We start from the raw sequence: 16,265 nt of genomic DNA, 5'->3' as shown, positions 1-16,265 counted from the left end.
GAGACCCACGATCAACCTTGCGGTGCCTGCTTGGCCGCGGCGACCAGGCCCACGATTTGCGCGCCGGCGCCAGCGACGTCGAGCATGGTGGCTTCCTTGTCGCGACGCCACTTCAGTTCGAGCTTACCTTCTTTGAGCGAGCGCGCGCCGACCGCGATGCGCAGTGGCACGCCGATGAGGTCGGCATCCTTGAACTTGCCGCCCGGGCGCTCATCGCGATCGTCATACAGCACGTCGACGCCGGCGGCGCGCAGCTCGGCATAGAGCGCCTCGGCCGCGGCGACGACTTGTTCGTCGTTGCTTTGCAGCGCGATTACTTCCACTTCGTACGGCGCGATCGACATCGGCCAGATGATGCCATTGGCATCGTGATTTTGCTCGATGGCGGCGGCCGCAACGCGGGTGACGCCAATGCCGTAGCAACCCATAACCATTGGCTTCGATGCCCCAGCGAGGTCGATGAAGTTGCAGTTCATCGGCGCCGAATACTTGGTGCCGAGGAAAAACACGTGGCCAACCTCGATGCCGCGAAAGCCGCGAAAATGGCCCTTGGCGCAACGCGGGCAAGCATCGCCGGGTTCGGCGACGCGCAGCGCGACGTAGGTAGCGTCCGGCACATCGCGCGCAAGCGAGACGCCGGTGAGATGCGTGTCTTTCGCGTTGCCGCCGCACACGACGCCGGTGGCGCCGCGCAATTCGGCATCGATGAGAATGCGCACGCCGGGTTTGGCGAGCTTAACTGGCCCGATATAGCCAGGCGCCAGGCCGACGGCGTCAAACACTTCGTTGTCGCGCGCCATGTAGATTTGGCTGGCGCCGACGGCCTTTTTCAGCGCGATTTCGTTGAGCGTGCGATCGCCGCGCAGCACCGCCATGACCGCCGCGCCGTCGCACATATAGATGAGCGCCTTGACGGTTTGTTTGGCGTCGATCTGCAAAAACGCGGCAACTTCTTCAATTGTCTTTTTACCGGGCGTCGGCACGGATGCCAGCTCGCTGCTGCCGACAATGGCCGGCGTGGTCGTCGCCGCCAGCTCGGCCTGCTCAACATTGGCGGCATAGTCGCAGGCATCGCACGAGACAATGGCGTCTTCGCCGGATTCGGCGAGCACCTGAAATTCATGCGAGCGGCTGCCGCCGATGGCGCCGGTGTCGGCCTCCACGGCGCGAAAATCGAGGCCGCAGCGGCGAAAGATGCGCTCATAGGCAGCATACATCGCGTCGTATTGCTGCAAGGCGCTGGCGTCGTCGACATCGAACGAGTAGGCGTCTTTCATGATGAACTCGCGGCCGCGCATCAGGCCAGCGCGCGGCCTCATCTCGTCGCGAAACTTGGCCTGAATCTGAAACAGGTTAAGCGGCAGCTGGCGATAGCTGCCGACATCGCGCCGCACCATGTCGACGATGACCTCTTCGTGGGTTGGCCCGATGCAAAACTCGGCGCCCTTGCGATCTTTAAAGCGCAAAAGCTCAGGGCCGTATTGGTCCCAGCGGCCAGATTCTTGCCACAGCTCGGCGGGGACCGCCGCCGGCATCAAGACCTCTTGCGCGCCTGCCGCGGCTAACTCCTCGCGAATGATGCCTTCGATCTTGTGGATGACCTTCCAGCCATTGGGCAAAAAGTTATAGACGCCCGCGGCGACGCGGCGAATAAAACCGCCACGCATCATCATGACGTGGCTCACCACCTGCGCGTCGGCAGGCACTTCTTTAAGGGTTGGCGAAAAAGCCCGGGAGTAGCGCATAGATACGGCTTATCTACCATAGGCGCCGATGCGGCCGCGGCCACCCTGCCCCTATTTTGCCAGGCGCGTCAGGGCGCGCAGGCCGGTCGCCTCGTCGTCCACGACCACATACAACACGCCGTCGTCGGCGCGGCGACGGTCGGCGCCAAAGCGGATGGTGCCGGTGAGCCCAACCAGCTCGGTGGTGGCGAGGGCGGGCACGCCGGCCCCAGCCGTCTGCAGCAGCGTCACGGCGTCAAAGGCGTAGGCCTCAAGCGCCGACGGCAGCTTGCCCGTAGCTGCCTGATACTGCGCCACCACCTCGGCGCTGACCGCATCGACGGCATTGGCGGCAAACCCCGGCGCAAACACCGCGCCGAGCAAGTAGCGCCCCGCGCTGGCCAGCAGCTCAGCGCCAAGCCCATCGGCGGTCGACAGCAACACGAAGCCGCCCTTTTTGCCTACCGCCATCGCCTTGTGGCCCGCGGCCGCAAGGGCTGGCGCGATGAGTTCAATCCGCGGCGCTGAGTCGGCAATAAAAATGCAGCTCGTGCCCTTGGCGACCTTCGCCACCACGGCGCCAAAATTAGTGGCCTTGCTGTCGTATGAAAATAAAGTGGTCTTTAGGCCCAGCGTCTTAGCCTCGGCGACAAAGGCCGCGCTGACCGCCTTGCCATAGCCACTGTCCACCGCCAACACGACGGCGCCGCGCAGGCCCCTCTGCTGCGCATAGCGCGCCAACGCTCGCGCCCGCGCCGTCGCCGAGTGAACCACAAAAAACTGATGCGGCCGCGCCGCAAACTCCTCGGCGACCAAGCTCAGGCTTATCGACGTGACGCCCTTGGCCTCAAGCGTCGGCACCAGCGCCGCATGCGCGTCGGCGTCAACCGGTCCAACGACGGCCTTGACCCCGCGACCGATGAGCGTCGCCATCGTCGCTGCGCCCTGATTGCTATCGTGGAGCCACAATCTGTCGTCCGCGGCCTGCCCTTTTTGCCCCAGCATGCGCTCGAGCGCCTCGCCAAGCCGCACCGACTTACCTGACTGCGGAATCAGCGCGCCTATTTCGCGAAGCCCCAGTGGCATCGGCGCCGCCGCTACCTCGAGCCCGAGCGCGCGGTCATTGGCGATGACCGCCTGCCGCACCGACTCGCGAGTCTCAGCGATTTCCCATGATCCCGCCACGAGTAACTTGCGCCCGACGAGCGAAACGCCTGGCCATGCAGCGGCCCCACGCGCGCTCCACGCCGCCACCAGCTCGTCGCGCGATGCGACGTCGACCAACCCTTGCGTCGCCGCATCGTCATACGTGATGCACATCCAAACCTTATTGCAATACTCGGGGACGATCCGCAGCCCAATTTCTTTCCACGCGCGGAAATGCCACGGCCACGCCACCGCAAGCCCTTGCGAGCCGCTCGTGACATACGTTGCATACAACCACTGCTCGCGCTCGCCGGCGGTCTCGGTGGCCGCCTCGGCGCCCTCCAAATATGGGAACGCATCGCCGGGTTGGCCACCTGTTTCAAAAATTGTCAGTCCTAGCTCAAGGCGCACGCGCCGCGCGATCGCAGGGTCGGCATCGGGTGAGTCTTTCACCAAGGTATCGAGCGCCGCCTGCGCCGCCGCAACATCGCCCGCCTTGCGCGCGCTCTTGGCGGCGTAGAGCAAGGCATGCGGCGCGATGGGATCGTCAGGAAACTCCGTGGCGACTACCTGAAACTCGTCGGGCGCGACGTGGCCGTCCTGCTCGAACTGGCGCTTAAGCTCTGAGAAGCGCGACCTCGCTGCGACGTCGCCCGTCTGCGGCACCGGTGGCAACAGAGTTCGCGACTTGGGCGATTGGCAAGCAGCGCCAAGCACCAGCCACGTCGCGGTTACAATAGTAGCGAGGCTGCGCATAATGGCAGCCTACCGCGCAGGACTTCGGCTATCAACTAAACGCCTTCTTGCTACGCGTTAAAACGGAAAGCAGCCGAGGCCTGGAATTACTTCGCCTGGTGAACACATTCCGGGCAGGCCGAAGTCGGGGCCAAAGCAGCACAACGAGGGGGCGCACTCGCCGTTGCTGGTGCAGGCTTCGCCCTCTTGCCCCGTGCCCGTGGGGGCATCTGGAATTACCGGCGCATCGGGGACGGTCGGAGCATCGGGTTGCGACGCATCAGGGGTTGGCGGTGGCGGCGGTGGATTTGGCACGGTCACCGGATCGATATCTTCTTCGCCTGCAGAGGCGCATCCGGCAATTCCGCCGACGATCCCGACAAACGTCAAGGCGGCGAGCGCGATGGTTATGGAACGACCAAATTTGAGCACAGTTGTCATGGTGTCTCCCCGTCAGCCAATTAGCCGATGGAGGAGATTATGCTTTTTGGTTGCTGAATCAAACTTTAAAATCAGCCTGGCCCGTGTTTTTGCAGCGCCGCTGCGACGCGGCGAGTTATGAATTGATTTCAGCGGCTTAGCGCCTCGGCCTAGACAAGATGGTCGGCCGTCAAACCATCTTGTCTACGCAAAGGTCGCGACGCGTGCGCCAAATAGCGCGTCGAGTCGGGCGAGAAGTTCGTCGGACGGCGAGACGTTCCAGGCATCGCCCAGGGCAATGACGGTCTCGGACCGGCGGGGAATTTTGACGCGCAAGTAGAGCGGACAGCTACCTGGGTTGGTTGCAAAGATCGCCTTGAGATCGAGGATGGTCTGCTCGGACACCGCTTCGACGTCAATCGCGATGTCGAGGCGCTTGGTTTTCTCAAGGCGCAAGTCCGCGATCGGCTGCGCATTCTCGAGAAACATCTTCCAGTCGTGCTGCTCGGCGCTGCCTTCGTTTTGCAGCTTGCCGGTGCACAAGATTGGCTCATCGGACACCAAGACGCTGCGCGTGCGCTCGAACGTCTTGGGAAACACCACGACCTCCATGCTGCCTGTGGCGTCTTCGAGGACAAAGCGCGCCATGCGGTCGCCCTTTTTGGTGAGAATCTCGCGATACTGCGACACGATGCCGCCGACGTGCTGCTCGCCGGCGCTGCGCTTGCCCTCGTGGATCTCGGCGAGCGTCGCCGAGGCCCACTTGGCGAGCTCATTGCGAAACCGATCGAGCGGGTGGCCTGAAATATAGAAGCCCAAGGCTTCCTTTTCGAGCGCCAAGAGCTGCTTGGGAGGCCACGTCTCAACCTCGGGATAGGTTTCTTGCTCATTGGCGCTGCCGGACGCAGCCGCAGGCGCGGCGGTCATCAGGCCAAACAGCGACGTCTGACCCGATTTGCGGTCGCGCTGGTCCGACGCTCCGCGCTCGATCGCCTGGTCAAGCGCCGCCGTGAGGCGCGCGCGGTCAACGCCGGCTTTTGTCGCCACCTTGTCGAACGCGCCGGCCTTGATGAGTTGCTCAATGACGCGGCGGTTGGCCTTTTGCGTATCGACGCGGCGGCAGAATTCATAGATCGACGCAAAGCCGCCGTCGGCCTGGCGCGACTCAATGATGCAATCGACCGCGTTGAGCCCCACGCCCTTGACCGCGCCCATGCCAAATTGAATGATCTTGCTGCCGTCTGGCCGCACCAACACGCCGAAGTCGGCGACCGATTCGTTGACGCACGGGCGCTCGACGGTGAGCCCCATGGAGCGCGCCTCGGCGATGAACTTGACGATGTTGTCGACGTTGTCGGCGTCGCAGGACATTAGCCCCGCCATGAACTCATGCGGATAGTGATGCTTAAGATACGCGGTCTGGTAGGTAATCCACCCGTAGGCTGCCGAGTGCGAGCGGTTAAAGCCGTAGCCGGCAAAAAAGGCAATGAGGTCGAAGACGCCCTCGGCGATGGCAGCGTCGACGCCGCGGCCAATCGCGCCTTGCACGAAGCCCGCCTTCTCCTTGTCCATGACTTCTTTTTGCTTCTTGCCCATGGCGCGGCGAAGCAAATCTGCGCGGCCCAGGCTGTAGCCGGCGAGCACCTGGGCGATTTGCATCACCTGTTCCTGGTAGACAATGACGCCGTACGTGTCGGCGAGCACCAGCGCGAGATCCGGATGCGGGAACTCGACTTTTTTGCGGCCGTGTTTGCGATCGATGAAATCGTCGACCATGCCGCCCTCGAGCGGACCTGGACGATATAGCGCGACGGCAGCGACAATGTCTTCGAGGCAGTCGGGCTTGAGCTTCTTGAGGATTTCGCGAAAACCCGACGATTCGAGCTGGAACACGCCGGTGGTGTCGCCGCGCGAGATCATCTTGTAGACCTCGGCGTCCTCCTTGGGGATGAGGTCGATGTCAAACGGCTGATCCGCCGGGCGCTGCGTGTTGATGAGCTTGACCGCGGTTTGAATGACCGTGAGCGTCTTAAGGCCCAGAAAGTCGAACTTGACCAGGCCGGCCTTCTCGGCCTCTTTCATCGCGAACTGGCTGACAATTTCGCCGTTTTGGCCGCGAAAACACGGCACGTAGTTCCACAGCGGCTCTTCGGCAATCACCACGCCCGCGGCATGCATGCCGGCGTGGCGGTTGAGGCCTTCGAGGCCGGCGGCGATGTCGAGCAGGTCGCGGTGCAGCTTGGATTCGCCGTAGAGTTTTTTAAGCTCGGGCTCGGCCTCGATGGCCTCGCGCACCGACATAGATTTTCCTTGCACCGGCTCGGGCACCAGCTTGGCGAGCTTGTCGGCCTCGGCGTACGGAATATCCATGACGCGCGCGATGTCGCGGATGACGCCGCGTGCTTTTAATTGGTGAAAGGTCGCGATCTGGCCGACGTGATCGCGGCCGTATTTTTCTTGGACGTACTTGATGACCTCATCGCGCCGGTTCATGCAGAAGTCGACGTCGAAGTCGGGCATGCTGACGCGCTCGGGGTTGAGGAAGCGCTCAAACAGCAGCTTGAACTCGAGTGGGTCAATGTCGGTGATGCGCATGGCATAGGCGACGCAGCTACCCGCGCCCGAACCGCGGCCCGGGCCCACTGGAATGCCGTGGTCCTTGGCCCACTTGATAAAGTCCCAAACGATGAGGAAGTAGCCGGAAAAGCCCATGCGCGCGATAACGCCGAGCTCGACCTTGCAGCGCTCGCGATATTCGTCGGCATCAAAGGCGCGGCCGATGGCGGCAAATTCGCGAAAGCGGCGCGTCAGCCCCTCGTCGACGATGTGCGCCATGTAGCTGTCGAGCGACTGGCCCTCGGGCACCTTGTAGTGCGGCAGATAGGTCTGGTCGAGCTTGAGCTTGACGTTGCATTCCGCGGCAATCTTAGCGGTGTTCTCGATCGCCTCGGGGCAATCCATAAACGCCTGGTTCATTTCGGCGCCGGACTTGATGTAATAGCTATCGACGGTGTGCTTGAGGCGTTTCTCGTCGTTAAGGCTCTTGCCGGTTTGGATGGCCATGAGCACGTCGTGCGCGGTGGCGTCGGCCTGGTTGACGTAATGGCAGTCGTTGCTGGCGACGAGCGGAATGCCGAGCTTGCGGCCCATGCGGATGAGCTCGCCGTTGAGCGTCTGCTGCTCCGGCGTTTTGGTGGGCATGAGTTCGAGATAGAAATCGCCGGGCGCGAACATGCTGGCGTATTCCTTGGCGGTCTCTTCGGCCGCAGCGACGCCGTTTTTTTCTAAGGTCTGCGCGATCTCGCCGCCAAGGCACGCCGACATACCGATGAGACCTTCGCTGCGCTCTTTAAGCAAGGCCTTGTCGATGCGCGGGTTGTAGTAAAACCCTTCGAGATAGCCCATCGAGTTGAGATAGGTGAGGTTCTTGTAGCCGACCTCGTTTTTGGCGAGCAGCACGGTGTGAAAGTTGCGGCGGTTGGTGCGGTCAAAGCGGTCGGTGGCGGCAACGTAGGTTTCGCAGCCAAAGATGAGCTTGACGTCGTGCGCCTTGGCCTCGGTATAGATATCGATGGCGCCGAACATGTTTCCGTGGTCGGTCACGGCGACGGTTTTTTGGCCGAGTTCGGCGAGCTTGGGGAAGAGATCTTTGACGCGGATGGCGCCGTCGAGCAGGCTGTACTGCGTGTGCAAATGAAGATGCGTAAAGTCTGCCATCGCGCCCCGGTCGGTAGGGTTACCACAGCAGCCCGGAAGGCGGCACGGACAGTGACGATGAACCAACCTCAGTTGGCGCGTTTGGCCTACAACCTAAGGCGATGAAAACGCTCGCGAGCTTTCTCTGCGGCAGCTGGCAGCCCGGCCACGGCGACGCCACAATTTTGGTGAATCCCGCCACCGAGGCCCCGCTGGCGCAGGTGCATGCCGAAGGCTACGATTTAGCGGGCGCGGTGGCGTTTGCCAGGCGCGATGGCGCGGCGGCGCTGGCGGCGCTGACGTTTGCACAGCGCGGCGAGTTGCTGGCGGCGTTTGCTAAGGCGATCGCCGATGCGCGCGAGGAATTGATAACACTGGCGATCGCCAATGGCGGCAATACGCGCGGCGATGCCAAATTTGATATCGACGGCGCGAGCGGCACGCTTTCGTATTACGCCGACCTCGCCAAGATGCTAGGTAACACGCATTTTTTGCCCGATTACGCGCCGGTGCAGGTTGGGCGCACGGCGCGCTTGGTCGGGCAACACGTTTACGCGACCAAGCCGGGCGTCGCGGTATTGATTAACGCGTTCAATTTTCCAGCATGGGGCCTGGCCGAAAAAGCCGCCACGGCCCTGCTCGCTGGCATGCCGATCATTGGCAAGCCCGCGACGGCGACGTGCCTTGTGACCCATCGAGTCGTCGAGCTCGCGGCGCCGGTGTTACCTGCGGGCGTGTTGCAACTACTTTGCGGCTCGGCGCGCAGCCTGCCCGATTTGCTCGATGGCCGCGACGTGCTGGCGTTTACCGGCTCGAGCGATACCGCCGCGACCTTGCGATCGCATGCTGCGGTCACCACCCGCGGTCTGCGACTGTGCGCCGAGGCCGATAGCGTCAACGCCGCCGTGCTTGCGCCAGATGTTGAAGTTGGCGGCGAGACGTGGGGACTGTTTCTCGCCGATGTCGCGCGCGACATGACGCAAAAAACCGGACAAAAGTGCACGGCCATTCGCCGCGTGCTGGTGCCGCACGATCGCCTGCGCGAGGTATGCGATGCGCTGGGCGAACGGCTGGCGGCGGTGGTGGTTGGCGACCCGGCACACGAAGGCGTCCGCATGGGGCCGGTTGCGACAAAAACGCAACAACGCGATGTGCTCACCGGCATTGCGCGTTTGGCTGAAAGCACGCAGCCGGTGTTTGGCGAGGCGGGCGCGGTGACGCCGCAGCATGTGCCCGCGGGCAAAGGGTATTTTGTCGGCGCGGTGCTGCGGGTTGCGCCACGCGCGGCCGATTGTGCGGCAATGCATGCGAACGAAGTGTTTGGCCCAGTGGCAACCGTTGCCGGCTACGACGGCGAGGCGCACGAGGCGGCAGCGTTAGTCGGTCGCGGCGGCGGCAGCCTGGTTACCTCGATGTACAGCGATGACCGCGCGTGGGTGCGCGGCTATGTGCAGCACGGCGCGGCGCACAACGGCCGGCTGTATATGGGTTCGGAAAAAATGGCGGCGCAATCGCCCGGACCCGGCACGGCGTTGCCGCAATTGCTACACGGCGGCCCTGGTCGCGCTGGCGGCGGGCAGGAACTCGGCGGCCTGCGCGGCCTGACCACGTACATGCAGTGCGTCGCGCTGCAGGGCGATGCCACAGTGATTAAAGCGCTGCTTGAAGGCGAAGGTGCAGTATGAGCGGATGCACGAATTGCAAGGGCAAGGCCGGTTGCGACGATCAGAAAGGCGACATGTTCGCGGATCTCAATGCGGCGCTAGACACGCTGTATCCGACCAAGACATGGGGCGACTGGGTGCGCGAGGCAGTGAGCGGTCCGCTCGACAGCGACTCGCTGCACGGCCTAGCAAATGAGTTAGCGCAGGAGCTCAACGCCGCGGTGTTTGTGCAGCAAAATCCGCCCAGCGATGCTCTCGAGGCGCCGCATTGCGACTTTATATATATTTTGTGCATGGGCCGCGCGCCGTGCATCGCCGAGTTTGCGGTAGCCAGCAGCATTGATGCCGTGCCAGCTGCGGTGCCGCCAGCGTTTCTTGCCGGCATTGCGCCGGGCGAGCCGGTGAGCGAGATGTACTTGCGCCTGGCGATTTCGCATTTGGCGCCGGTGGCCGCCGTGCAACAGCTCGCAATTGGTGCGACGTACACCGATGAGGCGTGGGGCAGCGGCCTGTGGCTGTCGCAACTCACGCGTTCGGGCGTGTTCGATCCGCCGCTGCTTCCGCGCATGCAAAAGTTAGTAACGCTGCTGCCCGCGTATGGCCTGCGCCATTTAGACTTCGGCGAAATTTCCGCCGCCCTCCCCGACTACAACCCCGGCCCATGGGCCAACATGTACGCCGGCGCGCCGTGCACCGCGAACTATCTATTTTTCCCCGAGCCTGTGACGCTCGCGAGCGAATGGTCCGTGCCGCTGCCGGCCGCCGAAGCGGCGTAGTTACGCGCGGATCGCGATGAGGCCGATGACGGCCGCGGTGGCGCGCATATCGGTTAGAGGATTAGATTACGTGCTATTTGGCTGCCTCGGGCCAGGCGTCCCAACGTTCCAAGCCCCACATCTCTTCGAGCGACGATCCGTCTTTGCCGACGCTATGAACTTGTGTGACAAACACTTTCGCGGACTTAGTCCCCGTTGGAGGGTCAAGCTTCACGTCAATTTGCGCGGACTTGCCGGGTTCACATTTATAATTGTCGCCTGAGATCGAAATAAAATCAGTATCTTTTTCAAACGACGTCCCAGGGCCTCCCTGACCACTCCCCCTTTCCCCCCCTCCTTCCCGCCCCCGTACCCCCGCCCCCCGGCGGGCTCCCGCCCTGGAGTTGTGGACGCCCTATTTTCTTCGGCGGGGCCGAAACAAACCCCCCCGCCCCCCCCCGCCCGCCGGGGCCGCTGCTTGGCCCCCCCCCCGCCGCGGCGGACGTGAAGGTCGAGAGAGACAAAATAATAGGGAATAGAAGTTTCTTCATAAGGTCCTTTTGGCAGTGGTCTGCGTATAGACGCCAACCTTGCTCTGCGGTTCCTTAACATTCCCGCTCAAGGCCTTAAGAACGATCTCTCGGATTTAGCGTGGGCGGACTGATTCATCATGAACGCATCGCAACCAGGCCAATGACGGCTGCGGTAGCGCGCAAGTCGGCTGGCGCGGCGGCGACGTGAGTGCTGATGATGGCCGTCAATTGCGAGATTGCCGCAGCATCGAGCGACGCAAATTCGTATTGGCTGAGCAACCACGGCAGCACGAGGTCGCGCGGGAAGTCGATGACTAGATCTGCAAGCTGCACGTCGCGCCACAGCGTCGGCGCGAACATCGCGCGCAGCTTCTGCGGATCGCGCAGCGCGGTGCTGCCAAGGCGCGGCACGTCGCCGGCAAACGGTAAGGCCAGCTCCAGCGCCGATTCGAGCAGCGACCCGACCTTGGGGCCGCCGCCGGTGACAAGGGCCAACGTTCCGCCGGATTCTATTACGCGTGCGATTTCGGCGATCACGCGCGCCGGCTCTGACATCACCGTCACGCCGAGATGCGACGCCATGCCGTCAAAGCTCGCATCGGCAAACGGCATGGCCTGCGCGTTTGCCTGCGCTACGTCGGTGGCGTTGCGATCGCACAACGCCAGCTCAGCCGCCGACATGTCGAGCGTGGTCCACGCTTGTCCTGCTGCGTCCGCCCGCCGACTCTGCTGTGCGATCATCGCTAGCGCGCCGTCGCCACCGCCAACGTCGAGCACGCGCTGGCAATGCCGCAGTTGCTCCGCCAGCCATTGATAGGTATTGCCGCTGGCGCCATCAATGACGCCCTGCCGCCAGACGGCCGCCGTCCGGCCTGGCGCGGCCGCGTGCGCCTGCGCGAGAAAGTCATCTGGGTCGACCGCCGCCACGCCGCGATTCTACCTCACGTCAATAACAGGCGCTCAACGTTGGGCAGCGCACCTGGAAACTAATGCGATCAAACCCATCTTTGGGTTGCCTCTCTAAGTGTATGGCGCGGGTTTCAATCTTCAATAATGAGGCCGCTGTCCTGATCGAACTGTTTTCGCTCGGCGTCGGACATGCGTTTTCTTAGCACCCGGATCGTGTACCCGCCGTGCAGCTTGCCACCTTCGAGGTACATCCAGTCGCTGATATTATCGTTGACGATCTCGATGGTGTCGCCGAGTTTAACGGCGGTGGTTCGCTCGGGCACATTGCCGACGACCCCAGAGTATTTGCCCTTCTTTAATGAAACCTCGCCGACCCAGATGTGCTCGCCGCCACTTGGCGCGTCAAACCGCACCTTGATCGCAAAATTAGCGAGTTTTGGGTTCTTGCTCTTTAGCGCCGCGTTGAACTTATCCAGGGTCTCCCGCGCGGTCTTCATGGCGCTATTCATATCCACATCTTCATCCGAGACCATGTGAACCGTCGGCGCCGCTTCCGGCGCCATCTTCGCCTTTTTTTCGGTTTTGCCGTCGCACCTCGCGACTGCCAGCAACATTGCAATTGTTAGAAGGTGTGGTTTCATTGCTGCTTCTTGTGCGAGTCGTTTAACAAGCCGTACTGGCCGGATGTCCGGCGAATTCGTCGCTCACGCCGGGCTCGCGCCTACTTGCGCGACTTCTTGGCTTTGGGTGCAGGCTCGGCGGCCTTGGCGGCGGAGTCGCCGGCCGCTAGCACCTTGCTGATGCACTCGGCGCCGGTATCGGCGTGGGCTTGCGCGGCCCTAAAGATGCCGCCTTCTTGCGCGGGGTGTTTGTCGATGAGCTCGTCGAGGCGCTTGGCCTGGGTTTCGGCGCAGGCCACGTCGACGCAGGCGCAGGCGTCTTTGCTCCAGGCCTCGAACACCAACACGGGCTTGGCGGCCGCAGCCGCAGAGTATTCCGCGGCGCCGCCCAAGAGGCCGGTCTTGGCCGCGATGGCCATGCCCACGATAAAGATGCCGCCGCCGATGGTTTTCATAGTTTTTTGATTCATTTGGTTTCCTTATTGCTTCGCTAACAGATGTGGATGGTTTGGGGCGTCACCGCGAGGCTCGCGGCGACAGCTGATAGATTAGTTGCGGGACTTCTTCGATTTGGTCGCGCGCTTGGCCGGCTTGGCTTGGCGCTCCTGGGCGGCCGCAATCAACTTGCTTAGGCAGGCGTTGCCGGCGTCGACGTGCGATTGTGCGGCGTTATAGACATACCCTTCGTAGAGGGGATTTTGGTCGATCAGGTCGTCGAGGCGAGTAGATTGAGTTTCGGCACACGCCATGTCGACGCAGGCGCAAGCGTCCTTATGCCATGCCGTGAAAATCTCGATGGGCTTGTGAGGATCGGCGTACGTCTTGCCGCCGATAAGACCGGTCTTGGACGCGATCATGCAGCCAACGAGAAGCAGGCCCGTACCGATTGCTTTACCTAGATATTCGCTCATATGGTTTTCCTTGTGCTAGTTGCGGACACCAACAGGTAATGCAACCGTGGTGCCATCGCGCTGGCCCCGGATCCCGCGCACTTACGCGCGCAATTGGCGATACGCGCGAGGGGCTGGCACCTCGCTTGTGGGGGAGCGCCCCAGTCGGTGCGATAGGCAGGCAGGCTGAGCAATGGCGCGCTGAGGTGGCCCACCCGAAAACGACCTAAGGCATGCGCCCGCGCGTTGCGGAAGCATGCCTTAGACATTGAGGCGGTGGTGTAGCGTGCCGCTTAGCAAATCACGGCTGTGCACACGGTTGGTGGCACGGGGGTGCCAGGCGATGGAGGAGGCGTCGGGGTTGGGGTAGTTGGCGTTGGCGTGGACGGTGGCGTCGTTGGTGGGGTTGGCGTCGTCGGCGTTGGCGTGCTGGTCGAACACAGCGCGAGGTGGGCCGCATCGCAGTCGGTTACGGAAAGCGGAATCGCGGCACAGAGCTTGTCGACAAATTGGTCACAGGTGACGGCGGTTGGGTTGCTACACAACGCGGTCGCGACGCTGTCGCAGAGTGCGTCCGTGCCGCCAAGGCTGATGCAGGCGTTGAAGGTGTCGTCGTAGCAAACGCCGGGCGTGGTAAAGCTGGTGCAGGCCTTGGTGGCGGCGAGACCGCACTCGGCCTGGCCAATGCCATAGGATTCGCAGGCGCCTGAAAACTTGGCTTCGCAGGTGGCGACATCGACGGAGATAACATCAGGACAAATGCCGCCAAGGCCAATTTCGCAGGCCGCGGGGTCGCTGGCAAGCGCGCAAACGCCGGCGACGACGTCGAGGCACAAAGTGATCGAGCCAAGCGGCTCGACATTCTGTTCTTGCTGGGGCGAGGCGTCGCTTGCACAGCCGGCAAATAAGGCGGCAGCAGAGACCGTGAGAAGGCAGGTGGAAAACAGCGATTGGGAATTGCGTTTGGTCATGGTCTTTATCCTCTTGCGTAAGTACTAATGCAGGCGCCATGCCAAGAGTTTTTCTTAGTTTTAGCGGAGTTGCGCCGAAAGGCCCGATTGCAGATTGACGTAATTGTTTAATTTCATTGAGGTAATTATTTAATGAGCGTTCCGTCGCAGGGGGAATTTCCTCCACGTCACCGGGGGCGCACCCCTCAGCCCCGACCGCATAGACACCGCGCCGCCTACCGACCATAATTTCCCGATGCGCTCAGAATTGGCCGCCCTCCCGATGGTCTCGATCGTCATGCCCGCCTTCAACGAAGAGGCCTACATCGGCGCCTGCCTGCGTTCGATTCAAGCGCAGCAATACCCGCGCGATCGCATCGAGGTGCTCATTGCCGATGGCCGCTCGACCGATGCAACGCGGGCGTGCATCGCCGCCATCGCCGCCGATGACCCGCGCATCGTCGTCATCGATAACCCGGAGCGCCTGCAGGCCCCGGGCCTCAACCGCCTGCTCTCCCACGCGCGCGGCGAGGTGATTGTGCGCATGGACGTACATTGCGAGTATGCGCCGAACTACGTCAGCCAGTGCGTCGCGGTGCTGCAGGCCACCGGCGCCGACAATGTAGGCGGCGCGCAGCGACCCAAGGCCAAGACGGCGTTTCAAGAGGTTTTGTCGTCGGTGCTCTCCAGCCCGCTAGCGGTCGGCGGCGCGAAATATCGCGATGCCTCGCAAGAAGGCTTTGTCGATACGGTGTTTCTAGGCGCGTTCCGCAAGGACACCTTGGTCGCGGTGGGCGGTTACGATCCCAATGCAGTCACCAACGAGGATGCGGAGCTCAATTGGCGCATTCGCCAAAACGGCGGCAAGATCTATCTCTCGCGCGACATCGAGGTCCACTACTACCCGCGCGACAGCTTTGCCACCCTGGCTAAACAGTATTATCGCTACGGCATGGGCCGCGCGCGCACGATGCTCAAAACGAAACGCATCGACGCACCGCGCTCGGTCGCGCCCTTTGCCATGCTCGTCGGCTTTGCCGGCCTCGTCGCCGTGCGGCCACTGCGCTCGCTCGCGCTGCCGGCAGCCGCGGCCTATGGCGCCATCTCCCTAGCGGAGGCCATTCGCGTCGCGCGAAAGCACGGCCCTGGCGGCGTGCTGCAGGCATGGGGCATGTTTCCGGTCTTGCATTTCTCGCACGGCGCAGGCTTTGCGATGGGGCTGTATCACTATGCCCAGCATGGCGATTGGCAAAATGCAGAAACGGCAGGTGCCGCGCCTAGCGACCCTGCCGAAGATGCGGCGCTTTCGTAGCGCGCCGAGTCCCCAATGATTAGTGAGCCTGGCTACCTGCGACGGCCGCGTTTTCGCGGACATATACCATGCCGAGATGCGCGTATTGTGCCTTTTGCGCGTCCACGCTAGGGGTTGCGCGCACCAAGACCTCGCCGTGCACCAGCGCGTCGGCAAGCAGGGCCTGCCCCTCGATATTGGTGATCACATAATCTAGGTCGCTGCACCGTTTGGCCGCGGTCTCGGTCGCCTCGATGCGCTCAGAAATGTCGAGCCCCTGTGCGAGGACGTCACTCGCTTGCCCAAGCTGGGCGCCGCCCTGCCAGGTCGGCACGGTCACCGCGCCCTCGGAAAATTCCTCGCCAAACCGCGGCCCGGCAAGGGTATCTTGCACCGCGCAAACTCGATACTTACCGGCGGCCATCGAGAGCGAAAAGAGATCGCCCGAGCCATCGCCCCACGTACGCGAGCCGCGATACACGGCGTCGACGCGCAGGCTTGCCCGATCCGCAAACACGGCGCCGGCTACGAGATAGCCATCCGCCTCGGGACGTAGCGGCGTAACAAGGCCGCTTGGCGTGACCTCGCACGGCTGCGCCGAGCAAATCTCGAAGCGGAGTTGCGACGCGATGCGTAGCTTGGCGTCATCAAACGCGACGACGTCAAAAATGCCGGTGGTGGACTCACCGAGCAATGAAATGGCCGTGGTGCGGTCGACCTTGTCGCCCACCTCGTTGGATGGAGCGTCGATGCAGCCGACCAAGGCCATGCTTGTCCCGAAAAAAAATGCAGCAAACGTAGAATTGTGTTTCGTCATGAATAGCTACAACAGCAAGCTGCGTGCCAGCGGCAAACGAGGCGTGTCCTGCGATTAACCGATGTAATTGCGAGGTCTTGAAGCTTCGCTCAGGGCGAACCAAATTCAATAAACC

13 protein-coding genes are annotated in these 16,265 nt (G+C 62.5%); 3 read left to right on the top strand and 10 right to left on the bottom strand.

The window, feature by feature from the left end:
- Positions 1 to 11: 11 nt before the first annotated feature.
- From IPL79_03235 to dnaE, 4 genes are all read right to left on the bottom strand, one after another.
- Positions 12 to 1,745, bottom strand: a complete 1,734-nt coding sequence (locus IPL79_03235) for a proline--tRNA ligase (GenBank protein MBK9070008.1) — start codon at positions 1,743 to 1,745, stop codon at positions 12 to 14.
- A 51-nt stretch (positions 1,746 to 1,796) separates the two neighbouring features.
- Positions 1,797 to 3,626 (bottom strand): penicillin-binding protein activator, encoded by a 1,830-nt coding sequence (locus IPL79_03230; protein ID MBK9070007.1) that lies wholly within the window; start codon positions 3,624 to 3,626, stop codon positions 1,797 to 1,799.
- Positions 3,627 to 3,683: 57 nt separating this feature from the next.
- A complete protein-coding gene (locus IPL79_03225; GenBank protein MBK9070006.1) occupies positions 3,684 to 4,046 on the bottom strand; it encodes a hypothetical protein in 363 nt (120 codons plus the stop codon).
- A 183-nt stretch (positions 4,047 to 4,229) separates the two neighbouring features.
- A complete protein-coding gene (dnaE, locus tag IPL79_03220) occupies positions 4,230 to 7,742 on the bottom strand; it encodes a DNA polymerase III subunit alpha (protein ID MBK9070005.1) in 3,513 nt (1,170 codons plus the stop codon).
- 101 nt (positions 7,743 to 7,843) lie between these two features.
- Between dnaE and IPL79_03215 the strand changes: the two genes are divergently transcribed.
- Together IPL79_03215 and IPL79_03210 are read left to right on the top strand one after the other, a co-directional pair.
- Complete coding sequence (locus tag IPL79_03215; protein MBK9070004.1) at positions 7,844 to 9,406, top strand: 3,4-dehydroadipyl-CoA semialdehyde dehydrogenase; 1,563 nt, start codon at positions 7,844 to 7,846, stop codon at positions 9,404 to 9,406.
- On the top strand, positions 9,403 to 10,161 hold the full coding sequence (locus tag IPL79_03210) for a hypothetical protein (GenBank protein ID MBK9070003.1): 759 nt from the start codon (positions 9,403 to 9,405) through the stop codon (positions 10,159 to 10,161). The genes IPL79_03215 and IPL79_03210 overlap by 4 nt, the downstream gene beginning before the upstream one ends.
- Before the next feature lie 647 nt (positions 10,162 to 10,808).
- Here the strand turns inward: IPL79_03210 and IPL79_03205 are convergent.
- The 5 genes from IPL79_03205 to IPL79_03185 all read right to left on the bottom strand — a co-directional run bounded on the left by IPL79_03205 (position 10,809) and on the right by IPL79_03185 (position 14,063).
- The gene (locus IPL79_03205; protein MBK9070002.1) at positions 10,809 to 11,600 is read right to left on the bottom strand and encodes a class I SAM-dependent methyltransferase; all 792 of its coding nucleotides are present in this window, start codon (positions 11,598 to 11,600) and stop codon (positions 10,809 to 10,811) included.
- 113 nt (positions 11,601 to 11,713) lie between these two features.
- Positions 11,714 to 12,196 (bottom strand): DUF2314 domain-containing protein, encoded by a 483-nt coding sequence (locus tag IPL79_03200; GenBank protein MBK9070001.1) that lies wholly within the window; start codon positions 12,194 to 12,196, stop codon positions 11,714 to 11,716.
- A gap of 107 nt (positions 12,197 to 12,303) precedes the next feature.
- Complete coding sequence (locus IPL79_03195) at positions 12,304 to 12,672, bottom strand: hypothetical protein (protein MBK9070000.1); 369 nt, start codon at positions 12,670 to 12,672, stop codon at positions 12,304 to 12,306.
- A 78-nt stretch (positions 12,673 to 12,750) separates the two neighbouring features.
- Positions 12,751 to 13,113: a hypothetical protein gene (locus tag IPL79_03190; GenBank protein MBK9069999.1), complete on the bottom strand. Its 363-nt coding sequence runs from the start codon at positions 13,111 to 13,113 to the stop codon at positions 12,751 to 12,753.
- Positions 13,114 to 13,385: 272 nt separating this feature from the next.
- The gene (locus IPL79_03185) at positions 13,386 to 14,063 is read right to left on the bottom strand and encodes a hypothetical protein (GenBank protein MBK9069998.1); all 678 of its coding nucleotides are present in this window, start codon (positions 14,061 to 14,063) and stop codon (positions 13,386 to 13,388) included.
- A gap of 235 nt (positions 14,064 to 14,298) precedes the next feature.
- Between IPL79_03185 and IPL79_03180 the strand changes: the two genes are divergently transcribed.
- A complete protein-coding gene (locus tag IPL79_03180) occupies positions 14,299 to 15,354 on the top strand; it encodes a glycosyltransferase family 2 protein (protein ID MBK9069997.1) in 1,056 nt (351 codons plus the stop codon).
- 19 nt (positions 15,355 to 15,373) lie between these two features.
- Here IPL79_03180 and IPL79_03175 read toward each other — a convergent pair whose 3' ends face one another.
- The gene (locus tag IPL79_03175) at positions 15,374 to 16,150 is read right to left on the bottom strand and encodes a hypothetical protein (GenBank protein MBK9069996.1); all 777 of its coding nucleotides are present in this window, start codon (positions 16,148 to 16,150) and stop codon (positions 15,374 to 15,376) included.
- Between the last annotated feature and the right edge of the window lie 115 nt (positions 16,151 to 16,265).

It is taken from the genome of Myxococcales bacterium (assembly GCA_016716835.1).
Classification (GTDB): domain Bacteria; phylum Myxococcota_A; class Polyangia; order Haliangiales; family Haliangiaceae; genus JADJUW01.
Note: the sequence above shows the minus strand (reverse complement) of the source record. Positions and strands in the feature narration are given on the sequence as shown.